The 18,163-nt window shown below is 65.5% G+C and carries 15 protein-coding genes; 11 read left to right on the top strand and 4 right to left on the bottom strand.

What is annotated here, in order from left to right; translation table 11 throughout:
• The first annotated feature begins 121 nt into the window (after positions 1 to 121).
• The 4 genes from MYCSP_RS02165 (at position 122) to MYCSP_RS02150 (ending at position 7,904) form a co-directional block, all read left to right on the top strand.
• On the top strand, positions 122 to 1,087 hold the full coding sequence (locus tag MYCSP_RS02165; RefSeq protein WP_083017480.1) for a TerC family protein: 966 nt from the start codon (positions 122 to 124) through the stop codon (positions 1,085 to 1,087).
• 183 nt (positions 1,088 to 1,270) lie between these two features.
• A complete protein-coding gene (locus MYCSP_RS02160) occupies positions 1,271 to 5,299 on the top strand; it encodes a Pls/PosA family non-ribosomal peptide synthetase (protein ID WP_088413107.1) in 4,029 nt (1,342 codons plus the stop codon).
• Entirely contained in the window at positions 5,296 to 6,648 is a 1,353-nt protein-coding gene (locus tag MYCSP_RS02155) for a M1 family metallopeptidase (protein ID WP_083017410.1), read from the top strand. The genes MYCSP_RS02160 and MYCSP_RS02155 overlap by 4 nt, the downstream gene beginning before the upstream one ends.
• The gene (locus MYCSP_RS02150) at positions 6,645 to 7,904 is read left to right on the top strand and encodes a polysaccharide biosynthesis protein (RefSeq protein WP_088413106.1); all 1,260 of its coding nucleotides are present in this window, start codon (positions 6,645 to 6,647) and stop codon (positions 7,902 to 7,904) included. The genes MYCSP_RS02155 and MYCSP_RS02150 overlap by 4 nt, the downstream gene beginning before the upstream one ends.
• A 20-nt stretch (positions 7,905 to 7,924) precedes the next feature.
• Here the strand turns inward: MYCSP_RS02150 and MYCSP_RS02145 are convergent, their stop codons facing one another.
• A complete protein-coding gene (locus MYCSP_RS02145; RefSeq protein ID WP_088413105.1) occupies positions 7,925 to 9,310 on the bottom strand; it encodes a WS/DGAT/MGAT family O-acyltransferase in 1,386 nt (461 codons plus the stop codon).
• 110 nt (positions 9,311 to 9,420) lie between these two features.
• Between MYCSP_RS02145 and MYCSP_RS02140 the strand changes: the two genes are divergently transcribed.
• Positions 9,421 to 10,119, top strand: coding sequence for a glycosyltransferase family 2 protein (locus MYCSP_RS02140; RefSeq protein WP_083017407.1), 699 nt, complete (start codon positions 9,421 to 9,423; stop codon positions 10,117 to 10,119).
• On the top strand, positions 10,116 to 10,484 hold the full coding sequence (locus tag MYCSP_RS02135) for a DUF2304 domain-containing protein (RefSeq protein WP_083017406.1): 369 nt from the start codon (positions 10,116 to 10,118) through the stop codon (positions 10,482 to 10,484). Before MYCSP_RS02140 ends, MYCSP_RS02135 begins: the two co-directional genes overlap by 4 nt.
• On the opposite strand, the gene MYCSP_RS02130 is transcribed toward MYCSP_RS02135, so the two are convergent.
• Entirely contained in the window at positions 10,428 to 11,372 is a 945-nt protein-coding gene (locus MYCSP_RS02130; RefSeq protein ID WP_083017404.1) for an NAD-dependent epimerase/dehydratase family protein, read from the bottom strand. The genes MYCSP_RS02135 and MYCSP_RS02130 overlap by 57 nt on opposite strands.
• A gap of 70 nt (positions 11,373 to 11,442) precedes the next feature.
• Here MYCSP_RS02130 and MYCSP_RS02125 point away from each other — a divergent pair, with 70 nt between their 5' ends.
• From MYCSP_RS02125 to MYCSP_RS02115, 3 genes are read left to right on the top strand one after another with little or no spacing between them, the layout of a single operon-like run.
• Positions 11,443 to 13,236 carry a hypothetical protein gene (locus MYCSP_RS02125; RefSeq protein ID WP_088413104.1) on the top strand — a complete coding sequence of 598 codons (1,794 nt, stop codon included), beginning with the start codon at positions 11,443 to 11,445 and terminating at the stop codon, positions 13,234 to 13,236.
• 10 nt (positions 13,237 to 13,246) lie between these two features.
• Positions 13,247 to 14,893 (top strand): CocE/NonD family hydrolase, encoded by a 1,647-nt coding sequence (locus tag MYCSP_RS02120; protein ID WP_088415383.1) that lies wholly within the window; start codon positions 13,247 to 13,249, stop codon positions 14,891 to 14,893.
• On the top strand, positions 14,890 to 15,453 hold the full coding sequence (locus tag MYCSP_RS02115) for a DUF4352 domain-containing protein (protein WP_088413103.1): 564 nt from the start codon (positions 14,890 to 14,892) through the stop codon (positions 15,451 to 15,453). The genes MYCSP_RS02120 and MYCSP_RS02115 overlap by 4 nt, the downstream gene beginning before the upstream one ends.
• On the opposite strand, the gene MYCSP_RS02110 is transcribed toward MYCSP_RS02115, so the two are convergent.
• Positions 15,450 to 16,010, bottom strand: a complete 561-nt coding sequence (locus MYCSP_RS02110) for a TetR/AcrR family transcriptional regulator (protein ID WP_088413102.1) — start codon at positions 16,008 to 16,010, stop codon at positions 15,450 to 15,452. The two genes, MYCSP_RS02115 and MYCSP_RS02110, sit on opposite strands and share 4 nt — an antisense overlap.
• 81 nt (positions 16,011 to 16,091) lie before the next feature.
• On the opposite strand from MYCSP_RS02110, the gene MYCSP_RS02105 reads away from it, so the two are divergent.
• Positions 16,092 to 16,526 (top strand): DoxX family protein, encoded by a 435-nt coding sequence (locus MYCSP_RS02105; RefSeq protein WP_083017474.1) that lies wholly within the window; start codon positions 16,092 to 16,094, stop codon positions 16,524 to 16,526.
• On the opposite strand, the gene MYCSP_RS02100 is transcribed toward MYCSP_RS02105, so the two are convergent.
• The gene (locus MYCSP_RS02100; RefSeq protein ID WP_083017472.1) at positions 16,523 to 17,218 is read right to left on the bottom strand and encodes a CPBP family intramembrane glutamic endopeptidase; all 696 of its coding nucleotides are present in this window, start codon (positions 17,216 to 17,218) and stop codon (positions 16,523 to 16,525) included. The two genes, MYCSP_RS02105 and MYCSP_RS02100, sit on opposite strands and share 4 nt — an antisense overlap.
• Before the next feature lie 217 nt (positions 17,219 to 17,435).
• On the opposite strand from MYCSP_RS02100, the gene MYCSP_RS02095 reads away from it, so the two are divergent.
• Entirely contained in the window at positions 17,436 to 18,128 is a 693-nt protein-coding gene (locus tag MYCSP_RS02095) for a GAP family protein (protein ID WP_083017398.1), read from the top strand.
• Positions 18,129 to 18,163 lie beyond the last annotated feature (35 nt).

Raw genomic sequence — 18,163 nt, 5'->3', positions numbered from 1 at the left:
GGAGTATTCCTTCGCTGCGGTGTCGTCATCACATCGGCCGTTGTCGGTCCGGTCGGTGCCGCGGGCCGGTCATCTGCCGGCGGAAGAGACCTCCGGCGTTTTGGCGACCGGAGGTTATTCAATGCAGGTGTCCCAGCTCGAATGGATCATCACCCTGACCGTGACGGTCGCAATCCTGATCGTCGACATCGTCGTGATCGGCAGGCGGCCCCACGAACCCTCGGTACGTGAAACCGCCACCGCACTCAGCATCTACGTGGGCCTCGCGGTGGCCTTCGGGCTCTGGGTGTGGTTCTTCCATGGCAGCCAGTACGGGCTCGAGTTCTACGCGGGCTGGCTCACCGAATACAGCCTGTCGGTGGACAACCTGTTCATATTCCTGATCATCATGGCCAGCTTCAAAGTGCCCAGGATCTATCAACAGGAAGCCCTGCTGATAGGCATCATCCTGGCGCTCATCTTCCGCGGCATCTTCATCGCCCTGGGCGCGGTGGCCATCAACCAGTTCTCGTGGATCTTCTACCTTTTCGGTGCGTTCCTGGTGTACACCGCCATCAACCTGGCGCGCGACACCGAACATGACGACGACGCCGACAACGCCGTGGTGAAGTTCGCCCGAAAGCACCTGCGCACCACCGACACGTGGGACGGCCTGCGGCTGTGGGTCCGGGATAACGGCGCCAGACTCATCACGCCGATGTTCCTGGTGATCGTCGCCCTCGGCACCACCGACCTGCTCTTCGCGCTCGACTCGATCCCCGCCATCTACGGACTCACCAAAGAGCCCTACCTCGTGTTCACCGCCAATGTGTTCGCGCTCATGGGTCTGCGCCAGCTGTACTTCCTGCTTGGCGACATGCTCAAACGGCTGGTGTACCTATCGCAGGGATTGGCATTCATCTTGTTCTTCATCGGCGTCAAGCTGATCCTGCACGCCCTGCATGAGAACGAACTGCCCTTCATCAACGGCGGCGAGCCCGTCCACGTACCCGAGATCCCCACGCTGGCAAGCCTTGCGGTGATCGTGGTCACCCTTCTCATCACCACGGTCGCCAGCCTGTACAAGACCAGACGAAGCGCCGCCTAGCCGCCCCCGCCTGGCACCCACAGGTCGACCGACGGCCCACCGTGGCAAACTCATTTGCCTGGGGCTGCGCCCGCCCGGAGGACCACTTCCGCGCGGCAGCGGGCCCAGCCGCAGCCGGACCGATAGGCTCGCTGCGGTACCCCGCCAGCCCAGAGAACCAACGCGGAAATGACGAGGAGCAGCGTGACCGGCCCCGACGAGTCACCCACCAGCCGCGCACACCAAGAGGCACCGGATCCGGCACCTCAGAACGCGCCTCACGCCGCTGCTCCGGAAGGTCCGGCGCACCCGATACCTGCGCAATACCTGCTCGGTAGGTCGGCGGCCCCGGCGCGCACCCTGATCGACATCCTGTACGCCACGGCCGCGGAGAATCCCGACGCGCCGGCGATCGATGACGGCACCATCCAGCTCACCTACTCCGAGCTCATCGTCGACGTCGAGGCGAGCGTCGAATGGCTCGGTGCCCGCGGGATCGGGCGCGGTGATCGCGTCGGCATCCGGATGCCCTCGGGCAGCTACTCGCTCTACGTCGCCATCCTGGCGACCCTGGCCGCCGGAGCCGCGTACGTTCCGGTGGACGCCGATGATCCCGATGAACGCGCGGCACTGGTCTTCGGCGAGGCCCAGGTCGCCGCCGTGATCACCCCCGACGGCCTCGTTCGCGGCCCGGGTTCCTCGCGCGGCTGGCGCGCCGCCAAGCCGACGCCACGCGATGACGCATGGATCATCTTCACCTCGGGTTCCACCGGCACCCCGAAGGGCGTGGCGGTGACACACCGCAACGCCGCCGCCTTCGTCGATGCCGAAGCGCAGATGTTCTTGCAGGACAATCCCATTGGACCGGATGACCGGGTGCTCGCGGGGCTTTCCGTCGCCTTTGACGCCTCCTGCGAGGAGATGTGGCTCGCCTGGCGCTACGGTGCCTGCCTGGTTCCGGCACCACGCTCACTGGTGCGTAGCGGCATGGATCTGGGGCCATGGCTGGTGTCTCGCGATGTCACCGTGGTCTCGACGGTGCCCACCCTGGCCGCCTTGTGGCCCGCGGAAGCGCTCGAGGCGGTACGACTGCTGATCTTCGGCGGTGAGGCCTGCCCGCCCGATCTCGCCGAACGCCTGGCCACCGGCGAGGACGGCGCCGCACGCGAGGTATGGAACACCTACGGCCCGACCGAAGCGACCGTGGTGGCGTGTGCGGCCAGGCTCGATGGGGTGAGTCCCGTCAGCATCGGATTGCCGCTGCCCGGTTGGGATCTGGCAGTGGTGGACTCCCACGGCAATCAGGTCGGCTACGGAGAGATCGGCGAGCTGGTCATCGGTGGCATCGGCCTGGCCAAGTACCTCGACCCCGAGAAAGATGCCGAAAAATACGCTCCCCTAGACACCTTGGGGTGGTCACGGGCCTACCGAAGCGGCGACCTGGTACGCCTGGAAGCCGACGGGCTGTACTTCCAGGGTCGCGCCGACGACCAGGTGAAGGTGGGCGGCCGCCGCATCGAACTCGGCGAAGTGGATGCGGCGTTGGTCAACCTGCCCGGCGTGAGCGGCGGTGCGGCCGCGGTGCGTAAGACCGCCAGCGGCACCCCGTTGCTGGTCGGCTACATCGCCAGCGCCGACCCCAACTTCGATATTGCCGCGGCCCGCGCGAGCCTGGCTGAGTCGCTTCCGGCCGCGCTGGTGCCACGGCTGGTCAAACTGGACGAACTACCCACCCGCACATCGGGAAAGGTTGATCGCAACGCGCTCCCGTGGCCCCCGCCGGGGGCAGGCACCGACGACGACGCACCCGAGCTGGGCGGAACCATGGGCTGGCTCGCGGGACTGTGGCGCGACATCCTGGCCGCACCGATCGACGGGCCCGAAGCCGACTTCTTCGCGCTCGGTGGTGGATCACTCTCCGCCGCACAACTGGTCGCGGCACTGCGGCAGCGCTATCCACAAGTGACCGTGGCCAACCTGTACGACCAACCCCGGCTCGGGTCGCTGGCCACCTATCTGGATGAGCTCGCACCTCCTGCCGAGGTCGAACCACGAATCGTGAAACCGGTGCCGCGGCTGGCCGAGCTGGCGCAGTTGGCGGCAACCGTTCCGCTGACAACGCTCACGGGTCTGCAGTGGGCGACATGGCTTGCCCTGGCCAACAATGTATTCGCGACGTTCAGCAGTGTGCCGTGGCTGGTCACCGTCAACTGGTGGGTGGTGCTGGCCGCCTTCCTGCTCTTCATCACTCCCCTGGGTCGCATGAGCATCACCGTCATCGGCGCGCGGTTGCTGTTGTCCGGTGTCAAGCCCGGCACCTACGAACGCGGCGGCAGCGTGCATCTGCGGGTGTGGATCGCCGATCGGCTGGCCACCGCCAGCGGCGCCGAGAACCTCTCCGGCGCACCGTGGATGGTCTATTACGCCCGGGCGCTGGGTGCACGAGTCGGTAACGGTGTCGACCTGCATTCCTCACCGCCGGTGACGGGCTGGCTGGATCTCGGTGACCGCAGCTCGGTCGAACCGGAGGTCGACCTGTCCGGCCACTGGGTCGACGGCGACAAGTTCCATGTCGGCCCCATAGTCATCGGCGACGACGCCACCGTCGGCGCCCGCACCACGCTGCTACCGGGCGCGGTCATCGGTAAGAACGCCGATATCGCACCGGCTTCCGGTGTGGTGGGCAGAGTCAAGAACGGTCAGTACTGGAAGGGTTCACCGGCCGTCAAGTCCGGTAAGGCGCGTCACCCGTGGCCTGATTACCGCCCGCCCAGAGCCGGACAATGGGTTCCGATCTATGGGTTGACATCGATCCTGCTCGGCGGGCTCCCCCTGCTGGCACTGGCCGCCGGTTTGGCCGTGGTCGCCTACGGCATCCGGGATGCCGTCACTATCTGTGAAGCCGTTGTGCCCGCGCTCATCTGGACGCCCGCCGCAGCGCTGGTCAGCGTGATCGTGTACGCCGGTATCACCGTGATTCTGGTGCGGATGTTGTCGATCGGCGTACACGAGGGCTATCACCCCGTCCGCAGCCGGCAGGGATGGCAGCTATGGGCCACCGAACGCCTGATGGATGCGGCGCGCAACTATCTGTTCCCCATCTACGCCAGCCAACTGACTCCATGGTGGCTGCGCATCCTGGGGGCGAAGATCGGTAAGGACACCGAGATTTCGACGGCGCTGCTGGTACCCAAGTTCACCGAAGTGGACGACGGCGCCTTCCTGGCCGACGACACCATGGTCGCGTCCTACGAGCTGGGAGGCGGCTGGATCCACATCGCCAAGGCCCGCATCGGCAAGCGTGCATTCCTCGGGAACTCGGGTATCACCCAGCCGGGCCGCAAGGTGCCCAATGACGCGTTGGTCGCGGTTCTGTCCGCGACTCCACACAAGGCTAAGTCGGGGTCGTCATGGATCGGCAGCCCCCCGAAGCGGTTACGTCGCAAGGCCGATGGCGCAGATTCCGCGCTGACGTTCGAGCCCCCGTTCCGCCTCAAGATCATGCGCGGGATCGTGGAAACCTGCCGCATCATCCCGATCATCGTGACGTTCGGGATCGGCGTCGGGGTGCTGTTGACCTTGCAGACACTGGCCATCCGGTTCAACTTCTGGGTGGCCGGCGCGCTGAGCGGTGTGGTGCTGTTGATCGCGGGCGCCGTGGCCGGTGTGGTCAGCGTCGTGGCCAAATGGCTCGTAGTCGGCCGGACCAAGGCCGTCGAGAAGCCCCTCTGGTCGTCGTTTGTCTGGCGTAACGAGGTCGCCGATACCTTCGTGGAAACCGTTGCCGCCGTATGGTTCGCACGCGCCGCATCGGGAACCATAATGCAGAACTGGTGGCTTCGCGGCCTCGGCGCCAAGATCGGCCGCGGCGTGTGGTGCGAAACGTATTGGCTACCCGAGGCAGACCTGGTGACCCTGGGCAAGGGCGCCACCGTGAACCGCGGCTGCGTGGTTCAGACCCATCTCTTCCACGACCGGATCATGCGAATGGACACCGTCGTACTCGGTGAGGGCGCCACCCTCGGACCACACTGCGTGGCGCTGCCCGCCGCCGAGCTGGGGGCCGGCGCGACCGTCGGTCCCGCCTCCCTGGTGGTCCGCGGCGATGTCGTACCCCCGTCAACCAGGTGGCAAGGCAACCCGATCTCGCCGTGGGGCAAGCTGGATCCGATGGCACCGAAGAAGCCCAAGGGCGGCAAAGCTTCCCCGAGCAAGAATTCCGGGGCCGCATGACCAAACCAGGCAAGAAGGCTGCCAAGCGGCTACCCCCACGGCCTCCCGTCATCGATCCTTACCTGCCGCAGAACGGCAACTACGGGTACCGGGTGTCACGTTACGAACTGGACCTGGAATACAAGGTCGCCATCAACCGGCTGACCGGAACCGCGACGATCACCGCCGTCACCCTGGCCACCCTCAAGGAATTCACCCTCGACCTGGCCGACACTCTCGGCGTCTCGAAAGTGACCGTGAATGGCCGACGTCCGACGCATTTCGGGCACCGCGCCGGAAAGATCACCGTCAAGCTGGTCTCCGCCATTCCCGCCGGCGCGGCGATGACCATCGTGATTCGATATGGCGGGTCACCCCGCCCCATCAACAGCCTGTGGGGCGATGTCGGATTCGAGGAGCTGTCCAACGGAGTGCTGGTAGCCGGACAGCCGAACGGCGCGGCCTCCTGGTTCCCCTGCGACGATCACCCCAGCTCCAAGGCGAGCTATCGGTTCGTCGTCAGCAGCGACAGCCCCTACTGCGTTATCTCCAACGGGGAGTTGATATCACGACGGGTTCGTGCCGCACACACGATCTGGACGTATGAGCAGCCCGAACCGATGGCGCCCTATCTAGCGACGCTGCAGATCGGTGATTACCAGACGGTCAAGCTTGCCAAGAACCCCGTCGCGATGAACGCGGCGCTGCCGTCGCGACTGCGCGACCGGTTCGAACATGACTTCGGCCGACAGCCGCAGATGATGAAGCTGTTCATCAAGCAGTTCGGCCCCTACCCCTTCGCCGCCGGATACACCGTGGTCATCACCGATGACGATCTCGATATTCCGTTGGAGGCACAGGGCATTTCGGTGTTCGGCGCCAACCATTGCGACGGAGAACGGCATTCCGAGCGGCTCGTGGCACACGAGCTGGCGCACCAGTGGTTCGGCAACAGCGTCACCGCCCGCCGGTGGCGTGACATCTGGCTGCACGAAGGATTTGCCTGTTACGCGGAATGGCTGTGGTCCGAAGAATCTGGAGGACCAACGGCAGACGCGCGCGCCCGCCACTACCACCAGAAGCTGAAGGACCTACCTCAGGATCTGGTTCTGGCCGATCCAGGCCCACAATTGATGTTCGACGATCGCGTATACAAACGCGGAGCATTGACGTTGCACGCATTGCGATTGCACCTCGGCGACACGAAATTCTTTGCATTACTGCAGGACTGGACCACTCGATACCGACACAGCACCGTCATCACCGATGACTTCACGGGGCTGGCCGCCGGCTACTCCGACGAATCGCTGCGGCCACTGTGGACCGCGTGGCTCTATGAGAAGCAGCTCCCACCCCTGGACCGGAAGTGACCGACGCCGGGCCGAGCACCCGCTCCAGCGTCGCGCGGATCGGTGCGGCCACCGCCGTCAGTGCAATCTGCGGCTACACCGTGCTGTACCTGGCGGCACGTGAACTGGGGCCGGCCTTGTTCTCGGTGTTCGGAGTCTTCTGGGGCGCATTCGGTTTGGTGACTGGGGCGGCCAACGGGCTATTACAGGAGACTACGCGCGAGGTGCGGCTATCGCTTGCACAGCGCGACCGGTCACCGCTGGCCACCACCTTGCCGATCAGAATAGCCTTCGCCTTCGCGATCGCGTCCGCCGTCGGAATCGTGGGCACGGCACCACTGTGGGCATCGCACGTGTTCACCGAATTCCGTTGGCTCAGTGTGGCATTACTTGCCGGCGGACTTGCCGGGTTTTGCATGCACGCGACCACCCTGGGCGCGCTGGCCGGTTCGAGCCGCTGGACTCAATACGGCGTTCTCATGGTCACCGACGCGGGAATCCGTTTAGTGGTCGCCGTGGTCACCTTCGTGGCCACCCTCGGGCTGGTCGGATATCTCTGGGCGACCGTCGCGGGGTCGATGTCATGGCTACTGCTCACCGTCGCCTCGAAGCCGACCCGTGAGGCGCTCAGGGTGCCCGCACTCGTCGACACCATGGAATTCCTGCGTGGCGCTCGGCATTCCATCGCCGCGGCCGCCGCCAGCGCCGTGCTGGTGATGGGTTTTCCCGTGCTGTTGCAGTCGACAGCAGGCGATCTGGGCACCACCGGAGGTGTGGTGATCCTGGCCGTCACGCTGACTCGCGCACCCCTGTTGGTGCCGCTGACCGCGCTCCAGGGCAACCTGATCGCCCACTTCGTGGACGAGCGGGAACGACGCCTGACTGCGCTGATCACTCCGGCCGCAATCATCGTCGGAGTCGGAGCCGCCGGTATCGCTCTCGCGGCATCCATCGGCCCCTGGCTGCTGCGGACCGTGTTCGATCCGGCGTATCAGGCGGGCGGCACACTCCTGGGTTGGCTGACCGCCGGCGCGGTGATGATCGCACTGTTGACGCTGACCGGGGCAGCCGCCGTGGCGCATGCCCGACACCTCGCGTACTCGGCGGGATGGGTTGGCGCGACAGTGGTCTCGGCGCTGCTGTTGCTGTTGCCACTGGATTTGGAGGAACGGACGGTCATCGCGTTGATCGGCGGACCCGTCGTCGGGATCGTGGTGCACTTGGCCGCACTCGCGTTCTGGCGGGACCCCGAGGCCGCCGAAGAGATCATCGACTGAATGACCCCGGACACCGCCCGTCACATTCCGGCGGCCTGCTCCAGTTCCCGCAGCGCGGCTTCCAGACCGTCGGCCATCTCGTCGATATCGGCCGCGACCTCAGGCGTGGTGACGAACCCGAAATCCAGATGCTCCAGATAGGAGAAACACGTGATGTTGAGGGCCACGTCCATGACGGGCGGCCCCAGCGGAATCAACGACTCGAGTCTGGCGCCGGCCATATATAGCGGGAACGACGGCCCCGGGACGTTGGAGAGCACCAGGTTGATGGGCGCCAGATTCCGGGATAGCCCGCTGGCGGTGTAGGCCCGCGCAGCCAACTGCAGCAGCCCGGGCGGCGTCGTGTCCGTCAACCCCATGATCTGGTGGGCCGACATCGCCCGCGCCATCTCCTTTGCGCCCTGCGTCCCCTCGTAGATGGCCCTGATCCGCTCGGCCGGGTCATCGACATCGGTCGCCAGGGTCACGGTCATCGAACTGACCTGATTGCCCACCACCCCATCGGTTTCCTCGGTGCGCACCGACACCGGAATCTGCACGATCAACGGCTTATCCGGCAGCTCGTCGCGCTTGGCCAAGTAGTCGCGGACCGCACCGGCAACGATCGCCAACACCACGTCGTTGACCTTGACCCCGAACGCATCCTTGAGCGCCTTGACCCGCGCCAATTCGAGGCGTGCCCCGGAGACCCGGCGATGCGGTGACACCGGCGCATTGAATCGGGTGTGCGGCGCCTCGAAGTATCCGGGGGATTTGCGTTCCATGCCGAAAACCGCCAGCTGCTGGCGAACCGTCTGCTGAACCAACCGGACCACCCGATAGGGCGTCTTGACACCCACGTTGACCAGGGCGCTCAGCAGGATGCGCTCTCGGCTGGGCAGGCCCAGCCCCACCAACGACCCCACGGTGTCGTCCGGCGCCGGTCGCGGTTCCGGAGCGATGTCGAGCAGAATCTCCCCCAAACCCGCGCCCGAGACGCCATCGACGATGGCGTGATGCATCTTGGTCAGCGTGGCAACGCGCCCGCCCTCGACCCCCTCGATGACCCAGAGCTCCCACAGTGGCCGCGACCGATCGAGCTTGTACGACATCAGCCTGCCGACCAGCTCTTCCAGCTCCTTGCGGCCACCGGGGGCGGGGACGCCGATGCGGCGGATGTGGAAATCAGGATCGAGTTCCTCGTCCTCCACGAACCACGGTCGGTCCAAACCCAGCGGGACGTCGGTGACCCGCCATCGCAACTGGGGCATCGACGGCAGCCGCTCCACGATGAGACCGCGCACCCGCTCAAAGCTGTAATCGGGGGCATCGCTGGGGTCGAAGATCGACAGTCCCCCGATGTGCATATGCCAACCCGACGTTTCGGCGTGCCAGAACGCCGCATCTACCCCAGACAGCCGCTGCATGGCCGAAACATTAATGCCGCCGACCTTCCCTTCTGCCGGAATGGCAGGACTCGTCGGGGCCGGGTGGAGCCGACGTTCACCGACGGGTTGCCGGTGCTACCTTGATCCCAGTGAGCAACACCGGTAACAGTGACGTCTGGCTGGTCATCCCCGCCTATAACGAGGGACCAGTCATCGCCGACGTCATCGCCGCGGCGCTCGGCACCTTCCCCAACATCGTCTGTGTGGACGATGGCAGCGCCGACCGTACCGCCGCACTCGCGCACGGCGCGGGCGCACACGTCGTCCGCCACCCCGTCAACCTCGGGCAAGGAGCGGCGATACAGACGGGTGTGGAATACGCTCGCGCACAGCCGGGTGCGCAGATCTTCGTGACCTTTGACGCCGACGGCCAGCACCAGGTCAAGGACGTGGTGGCGATGGTGGACAGGCTGCGCCTGGAACCACTCGACATCATCGTCGGCACCCGCTTCGGTGCGGGATCGGCACCGGGCCACGTGCCCCTCATCAAGCGCATCGTGTTGAAAACCGTTGTGCTGCTGAGTCCGCGTACCCGCCGCCTCAACCTGACCGACGCCCATAACGGACTGCGTGTGTTCAACCGGACCGTCGCCAACGGCCTCAACATCACTATGAACGGCATGGGTCACGCCAGCGAGTTCATCGCGCTGATCGCCGAAAATCATTGGCGGGTGGCCGAACAGCCGGTCGATATTCTGTACACCGAGTATTCGATGGCCAAGGGCCAATCGCTGATCAACGGGGTCAACATCATGTTCGACACCGCGTTCCGCCGGAGGTTGCCGTGATCACCTGGATACAGCCGCTGCTGATCGTCGCGGTCCTGCTGCTGCTGGTGTATCTGCTGCGGTCACGCAGCACCGCGCAGGCCAAGGCATGGGTGAAACTCGGGTTTGTGGTCTTCGTGATCGCGGGCATCTACGCGATTTTGCGACCCAACGACACCACCACGCTGGCACATTGGCTGGGGCTGGGCCGCGGCACAGACCTCATGCTGTACGCCCTCATCATCGCGTTCGCCTTCACCACCTTGAGCACGTACCTGCGCTTCAAGGACCTTGAACTGCGCTACTCCAGGCTTGCCCGGGCGGTGGCGCTACGCGGCGCCGAGCCTCCGGAAGAACTCGACAGTCCTGCCGATTCCGTCCGCTAGGGCCACCTGCGGCGCCCATCCCAGCACGCTCTTGGCCAGTGCGACGTCCAGGCAGGACTGACGCAGATCGCCCAGCCGTGGCGGATGGAACTGTGGATCGTCCGGCGCACCGGCAGCCGCTGCGACCAACGAATGTAGTTGCCGGTCACTGGTTTCCACACCTGTGCCGACATTGAATCGCTGTCCACCACCGTCCGGACCGGAGGCACGTACGAAGGCCTCCACCACATCGTCGACGAAGACGTAGTCGCGGGTGTTTCCCCCGTCGCCGAATACCTTGGTGGGACGCCCCGACAACAGGGCCTGCGCGAAAATAGCGACCACGCCCGCCTCACCATGCGGATCTTGCCGTGGCCCATACACATTGGCCGGTGCGATATGCGAGCACTCCAACCCGTACAGATGCCGGAAGGTGTTGAGGTAGACCTCGCCGGCCACCTTGCCGGCCGCATACGGCGAATGCGGATCGGTGGGGACTGCCTCGCTGGTGGGGATCTGCTCCGGAGTGCCGTAGATCGAACCACCCGAGGAGGTGTGCACGATCTTGCGCACGCCCGCCTTGCGCGCGGCCTCTGCCAGCCGAACCGTGCCGACCACGTTGACGGAGGAATCGAACTGGGGGTCGGCCACCGAGTGGCGCACGTCGATCTGCGCCGCCAGGTGGAAGATCACCTCGGGCGAGTACTCGGCTACCACGGCGTCCAGATCGGCCTCGACGATGTCGTCCTTGACGAACGTGAACGCCGAATGCGCCTCGGCGGTCTCCAGGTTCGCCACCTTGCCGGTAGCCAGGTTATCTAGTCCCGTTACCTCGTGCCCGTCCGCCAGCAGACGATCGACCAGCGTCGATCCGATAAACCCTGCGGCTCCGGTAACCATTGCCCGCACGTGGCGACTCCCTCTGTGTTCGCATAGCTCACGGCATTCGGCCCCACCCTACAGATAGGGTCTGGCCCAAATGCCTTACGCAGTGCGAGCCCGACTTCCAGCCCACCTGAACCGTGTCGCCATTGCCGCGACGGCTCTGATCGCGGCGCAGCTGATGGTTCGCGGCGTGCTGGCGTTCGGCGGCGACTTCTATTGGGACGACCTCATCCTGGTCGGACGCGCCGGCATCCAGGGCCTGTTCTCGCCGTCCTATCTGTTCGACGATCACGACGGGCACGTCATGCCGGCGGCCTTCCTGCTGGCGGGCGCGATCACCAAGCTCGCGCCGTTGAACTGGTTCTGGCCCGCGCTGAGCCTGGTGATCTTGCAGGCGCTGGCGTCACTGGCACTGTTGCGCGCGTTGTGGGCAATCCTGGGCTGGCGACCGGTACTGCTGGTGCCGCTGACGTTCGCCCTGTTCACGCCGCTGGCAATACCTGGCTTTACCTGGTGGGCGGCGGCGCTGAACTCCCTGCCGATGCTCACCGCGATGTGCTGGTTCGTGGCGGATGCGGTCCTGCTGGATCGCACCGGCAACCGTAGATATGCCGCGGGGGCCATGGGCGCGTTCCTCGGCGGGCTGCTGTTCTTCGAGAAGTCTGTGGTCATCCCGTTCGTGGCGTTCGCCGTGGTGGCCCTGCTGACCTATCTGCGTGGGGACGGGTGGTCGTCACTGAGGAGAACATGGCGGCAGGGAGCAGTGCTCTGGCTTCCCGCCGGCGCACTGACCGCGGCGTGGATCGTGCTCTACCTGGTTGTGGTGGACCAGAAACGATGGAGCACCGATCTGTCGATGACGTGGTCCCTGCTGCAGCGCTCGTTCACCCATGGAGTGCTTCCCGGGTTGGTGGGCGGACCGTGGCGCTGGGAACGCTGGGTGCCGAGCTCGCCGTGGGCCGAACCGTCGTCGTTCGTGATCGGCCTGGGAGCGTTCGCGCTTGTCGCCACCGTCCTGCTCACCTGCTATCGCAAGCAGCGCCTCGCGCTGGTGTGGCTGACACTGCTCGGCTACCTGATCGCCAGCCAGGTGCCGATCTACCTCATGCGCTCCTCGGCGTTCACGGCACTGCTCCTCGCGCAGACCTTGCGGTATCTACCGGATCTGGTGGTCGTCGCGACTCTGCTGGCCGCGGTGGGGCTCACCGCTGCGAATCGACCGAGCAGCACATGCCTGGACAGTTCCGCCCGGCGCACCGTGGCGGTGTCGGTGGCGCTGGCCTTGTTCGTGGGGAGCAGCCTGGTCTCGACGGCCGGCTATCTGCGCAGTTGGCGCAATAACCCCGCCTCGCCGTACATCGCCAATGTCAAAGAATCGTTGGCGGCGGTGGCGGACGGGCCCGCGGTGCTCGACCAGGAAGTCGATCCTCTGGTTCTGCAAAACGTGGTGCGCCCGGAGAACCTGTTGAGCCATATGTTCGCGCTGGTCCGTCCCCGACCGGAAATCGGTTCCACCACAACGCAGTTACGCATGCTGGACCGCTACGGACACCTATTGGACGCGCAGGTCACGTGGGTACGCGCCATCACCGAGGGGCCGGTCACCGGCTGCGGCTACCTGGTCCAGTCCACACAAACCCTGCCGCTCACCGGACCATTACTCCCCGCGGATTGGATCGTCGAACTGAACTACCTGGCCAATACCGAGGGTGCGGTGTGGGCATCGTTCACCAACGGGCCCAGGGTCAAGGTGCCGGTGCGCCCCGGGCTCAACCGGGTATTCATCAGACTCCCAGGTTCCGGCAATTCGCTTACCCTGCAACCGATTACCCAGTCATTGTCGCTGTGCGTCGCCGTCGGGCCGGTCGGGGCGCTCGCGCCCCGGTAGATTGGGCGCCATGCTCGAAGAACTGGCCCTGGCCTGGACCGGTCGGCTTTCCGCGCCCTTCCTGGAAAAGCTGCTCGACCTGCCCGAACCCGTGACCGCCGAGGTGCAGGCCCGTCGGGGCATCAAGGTGAGGATGCCCGACGGCGTGCAGCTCGCGACCGACCATTTCCGACCGCCCGGGCAAGATCCACTGCCCGCCGTCATCTTCCGCACGCCATACGGCAAACACGGCGCCATCAGCCAGATGTGGGCAACACTGCTGGCACGCCAAGGATTTCAGGTCGTCCTGCAGGATACTCGCGGCCAGTTCGGTTCCCAAGGGAAATTCGACGCTTTTCGACAGGAGCGGGCTGACGGCTTGGCCACAGCGGCCTGGGTCCGGGAGCAGCCATGGTGCGACGGCACCCTGGCCACCGCAGGGCCGTCGTATCTCGGACACACCCAGTGGGCAGTAGCGCCGTACGTCGAGCCACCGCTGGCGGCCATGTGTCCGGCGATCACCACCAGCAATTTCACCGAACTCTTCTACCCGGGCGGGGCGTTCAATCTGCACAACTTGCTGAGCTGGTCCGCCTCGATCGGCTCACACGGCGGCTCCCAGATCAAACGTCTACTGCGGACGAACGCCCTGGAGAAACAGGTGCGGCGCGCCATGGACCACCTGCCACTGGGCAACGCCGACAACGTGGCCATAGGAAAGCCAGAACCGTTCTGGCGCACCGTGACCGATCACACCAATGGTGACTACTGGGACGAGATCAACCACACCCCGGCACTCACCAAACTGAGCACTCCGGTGAGCATGGTGACCGGGTGGTGGGACTTACTCCTCGTCGGTCAACTGCGCGACTACGACGAGTTGCAGAAGGCTGACTGCCCGCGGCGGATCACCATCGGCCCATGGGACCACATGAAGTCGCTCAAAGCGGTTGTCTCCGACAGCTTCTCGTGGCTGGCTGCGCATCTTCGGGGCGACATCTCCTCGTCACATCGCGCCAAGGTGCGCGTCTACCTGCAGAAGGCCGGTCAATGGCTCGACTTCGAGCACTGGCCGCCCAGCGAATCGACACCCACCCCGGTCTACCTACAGGCGGACCACGCGCTGGATTGGCAAGCACCGCAAGGTGATGACTCCAGTGACACGTTTACCTACGACCCGGCGGATCCCACGCCGGTAGTGGGCGGACCGCTACTGGACACCAGGGCCGCCGGTCAGCGAGACAACTCGTCGACCGAGAAGCGATCCGATGTCTTGGTTTACACCACCACCGCACTGACAAGCGATCTGGACCTCATCGGTCCGGTCTCGGCATCCATCTACGCGACCACCGACAGCGGGCAGGGCGACGTATTTGTCAGGCTCTGCGATGTGGACCGAAAAGGTGTGTCTCGCAATGTTTCCGATGGAATCGTCAGGCTGAACGGTACGGCGGTTTCTCCGATTGAGGTCACCATGCATCCCACCGGCTACCGCTTCGCGCGAGGGCACCGGCTGCGAATTCAGGTCAGTGGTGGCGCCTTCCCCAATCACGCCCGCAACACCGGCTCGGGCGAGCCGCTGGCGACCGCCAGCCGCATCGTCCCGATCCACTTCGAGGTTCATCACGACAAGGATCGACCTTCATCCGTCATTCTCCCGGTCATGCGCACCTCATGACCATGAAATACCTTGCTGTCCTGGTATTTACCGGCATCCTGGTGACCGCGTGCGGAGGCTCCGGGCCCTCGGAGAGTCGGCCCACCCTCATCCACGTCGGCGGCACCGGCGGCGGTGCCGAAACCAAGGTGGTCACGGCGGAAGAAGGCAAGCCCGGCGCACTCGGCCAGCAGGTACGCGATGGCGATCTCGCTTTTGTGGTCACCCGGGTGACCGACGCTGGCACCGTCGGCGATCCGGCAAACCCGGCCCTGCAGGCCACCGCCGCCGGCACCTTCGTCGTCGTACATCTCGAGGTTCTGAACCTGGGTCAGATAACGCACTCATTCCTCGGGGACGAACAAAAACTTCGAGATGCCACCGGCACGGAGTACGCGCCCGATAGCATGGCAAACATCTTGGCGCGCAACGCCGAACAACTTGAACCGGGCGCAGAGCTGGGACCCGGCGCACAAAAACGATCGGTGCTCGTCTACGACGTGCCGGCCGGAACGGTGCCCAAGGAGATCGACCTACACACCGACTACAAGTCCAATGGCGCGAAGGTGCTGCTCGGCTAGCGGCTGGGCGGAAACAGGGCGTACGCGATCTTCGAGGCGACCTGCTTCGGATCGGCGTCATCGCGACAATCCCTCAGCACCCCAGTGGACCACAGTGAGACAAACCCGTGCACCAGGGACCACGCCGCGCGAGCGGCGGTGGTCTTATCGGCGGATGTCTGCTCGGGTGTGAGTGTCGCAATGCCGGCGTCGAGAGCAGCAGCGGCGCGATCGCGCGCCTCGGTCAGCCGCGCGTCAGCGGAGTCCAGTAGCGCGGGTTCGAACATCACCGAGTAGTGGCCCGGGTTAGCCAAGGCGAACTCGACGTAGGCCAGGGCCGAGGCGTGGAAGTCGGGATGGGCGCCGTCGAGGGCCTCGGCGAGTCGGGTGAATCCGTCGGCGGCCAGGGCCGTGAACAGTCCGCGCCGGTCACCGAAATGGTGGGCGGGCGCGGCATGCGATACCCCCGCCTCGCGCGCCAACTCCCGCAGCGACAATTCGGCGGCGCCACGGCGCGTCACCATATCGGCCGCACTGGCCAAGATGGCCGCCCGTAGATCGCCGTGGTGGTACGACATGGCACCAGCATAACCCGGATCTTGACAGTGACTAGTTCGCGAGTATCGTCAAACTAGTCACTGACAAGATTGGAGATGGTCATGGCTCCGTTGATTGCCTTGGCCGTGGGGACCCTGCTGGCCCGACTGACCGGTGCGCTGGGATTCGCGCCCGTCGATTCGTGGCCGGCCGCGGCGGCGGTTGGCCTCGCCGCGATGTTCACGTTGACCGGCGTCGCACACTTCGTCCCGAAGATGCGTGACGCGATGATCGCCATCGTCCCGCCGCAGATTCCGGCACCCGGCTTCCTGGTGGCACTGACGGGGGTGCTCGAGCTGCTCGGCGCGGTCGGCGTCTTGGTTCCTGCCACCAGGGTGCCCGCGGCCGCATGCCTGGGGGTGCTGCTAGTGGCGATGTTCCCGGCCAACGTGTACGCCGCGAGCCAACGGTCCAACCCGCTGTGCACACCGCTGGGCTGGCGTACCGCCGAACAGCTGCTGTTCCTGGCGGCGACCGGGGTCGTCGTCTGGGGCTAGATCAGGTGCCAGACCAGAACCGCGGCCAGCACTCCCATGCCGTTGAGCGACCAATGCAGGGCGATAGGAGCCAAGAGGCTGCCACTGCGGCGCCGCAGCCAGGTGAACACAAACCCCGCGATGGCCGTGGCCACCACCGCACCCGCGACTCCGGCGATCTGCGCCCACAGACCCACACCCAGCAGCCTCGTCAGGCCGACGTTGCCGGTCGTGAGGCCCAGTGATGTCGCGATATGCCAGAAGCCGAACAGCAGCGAACCGGCCGCCGCGACACCCCGGAAGCCCCAGGCCCGAGCCATCGTCCCGTGCAGAACTCCACGGAAGGCCAGCTCCTCGGGGATCACCGTCTGCAGCGGGATCAGCACGAATGAGGCGAGCAGCGCGCCCGAAACCGTTGTCGCGTAACTGCTGTTGAGGAACATGGGTCGGGTGATCGGCAGCAACAGTCCGATGCCGATCACCGCACCGACGATCACCACCGCGACGGCGGCGTACTTGGCACCGGAACGCCAGTGGTCGCGCCCCAAACCCAGCTCGGCCCAGGAATGGCCGCGATAACGAATCAGTGCGAGCAGACCGATCGCGGCCACCGGGACCACGACGAAATTGGCCCACGGCGTGGTGAAGTGAGCGATCAGATTGGTGGCCACGAGTACGGCGACCACGACGGCGATGTCGATGTACGTGCGCACATCCCGCAATCCATGCAAGGGTGCAGCGGCGGCCGAGGTCTGAGTAGGCATCCGGTCCAGAGTACCGGCGGTCCCGTCGGCCCAGGTCAGAGTGTGATCCAGTCGTACCAGCCGAGCAACGGCACACCTGGGGCGCTTCCCCGGTGCGCCACTGTGGCCGTGCCCACAGCGCCGCGCTAGCCGGAACAGGATCGACCTTCCCGTAAGTTCTGGAATCGTGCTCACCCTGTTGCTGGCGTTCGCGGGATTTGCCTGCCTGGACGCCCTCAACGTGCTCAACATCGGCATCGCCACCACGATCGTCTACGTGACCCGGCTGGAACGCCGCTCGGCATTTCCCGGCGGCCTGAGCTTTGTCACGGGACTGTTTGTGGCGCTGTTCACGTTTGGACTGACGACCGTGCTCGGAGTGCGCTCACTCACCGATGTCGCCGGCGGCACGGATATCACCCCGTCCACCCGGTACTGGGCCCAACTGGTCATCGGCATCCTGCTGATCGCGGTTGCGGCGCTGACCTGGTTCACCGAACCGGTGACCCCGCCGTGGATTCGCACCATTGCGCGGCGCCATCCGTGGCTTCTCGCGCTGGTCGGCCTGGCACTGGGACTGGCGGAGGCCCCTACCTCGGTGCCATATCTGAGCGCGCTGGCGATGCTCGCCTCCCGCCAGCCGCTACCGTCGATGTGGCCGCTGCTGTTGGTCGGCTACTGCACGATCGCGATACTGCCCAGCCTGCTGATTCTCGTGCTCTCAACGCGCCGCTCTCCGCGCGCCCGGAGAGTGCAACGCGGGCTGGTCCGGGCGGTGACGCGACACGGTCCCACCGCAATTCGGGTGATTTTCCTGTGCCTGGGGGTCGTCCTCATCGCCAGTGCACTGGTGCATCACAGTGCACTCGGCCTTACCTGAGCAGCGACGGCGCCTCAAAAAATTCGGCTGACCAC

The sequence above is a fragment of the Mycobacteroides saopaulense genome, from assembly GCF_001456355.1.
Taxonomy (GTDB): Bacteria; Actinomycetota; Actinomycetes; order Mycobacteriales; family Mycobacteriaceae; genus Mycobacterium; species Mycobacterium saopaulense.
The sequence above is the reverse complement of the archived record's forward strand: the minus strand, read 5'-3'. Positions and strand labels throughout refer to the sequence as shown.

Excerpts from the sequence above, each read along its gene's own strand:
- MYCSP_RS02165 (WP_083017480.1), top strand. The coding sequence starts at position 122 with ATGCAGGTGTCCCAGCTCGAATGGATCATCACCCTGACCGTGACGGTC.
- MYCSP_RS02155 (WP_083017410.1), top strand. The coding sequence starts at position 5,296 with ATGACCAAACCAGGCAAGAAGGCTGCCAAGCGGCTACCCCCACGGCCT.
- MYCSP_RS02145 (WP_088413105.1), bottom strand. The coding sequence starts at position 9,310 with ATGCAGCGGCTGTCTGGGGTAGATGCGGCGTTCTGGCACGCCGAAACG.
- MYCSP_RS02125 (WP_088413104.1), top strand. The coding sequence starts at position 11,443 with ATGCCTTACGCAGTGCGAGCCCGACTTCCAGCCCACCTGAACCGTGTC.
- MYCSP_RS02120 (WP_088415383.1), top strand. The coding sequence starts at position 13,247 with ATGCTCGAAGAACTGGCCCTGGCCTGGACCGGTCGGCTTTCCGCGCCC.
- MYCSP_RS02115 (WP_088413103.1), top strand. The coding sequence starts at position 14,890 with ATGACCATGAAATACCTTGCTGTCCTGGTATTTACCGGCATCCTGGTG.
- MYCSP_RS02110 (WP_088413102.1), bottom strand. The coding sequence starts at position 16,010 with ATGTCGTACCACCACGGCGATCTACGGGCGGCCATCTTGGCCAGTGCG.
- MYCSP_RS02105 (WP_083017474.1), top strand. The coding sequence starts at position 16,092 with ATGGCTCCGTTGATTGCCTTGGCCGTGGGGACCCTGCTGGCCCGACTG.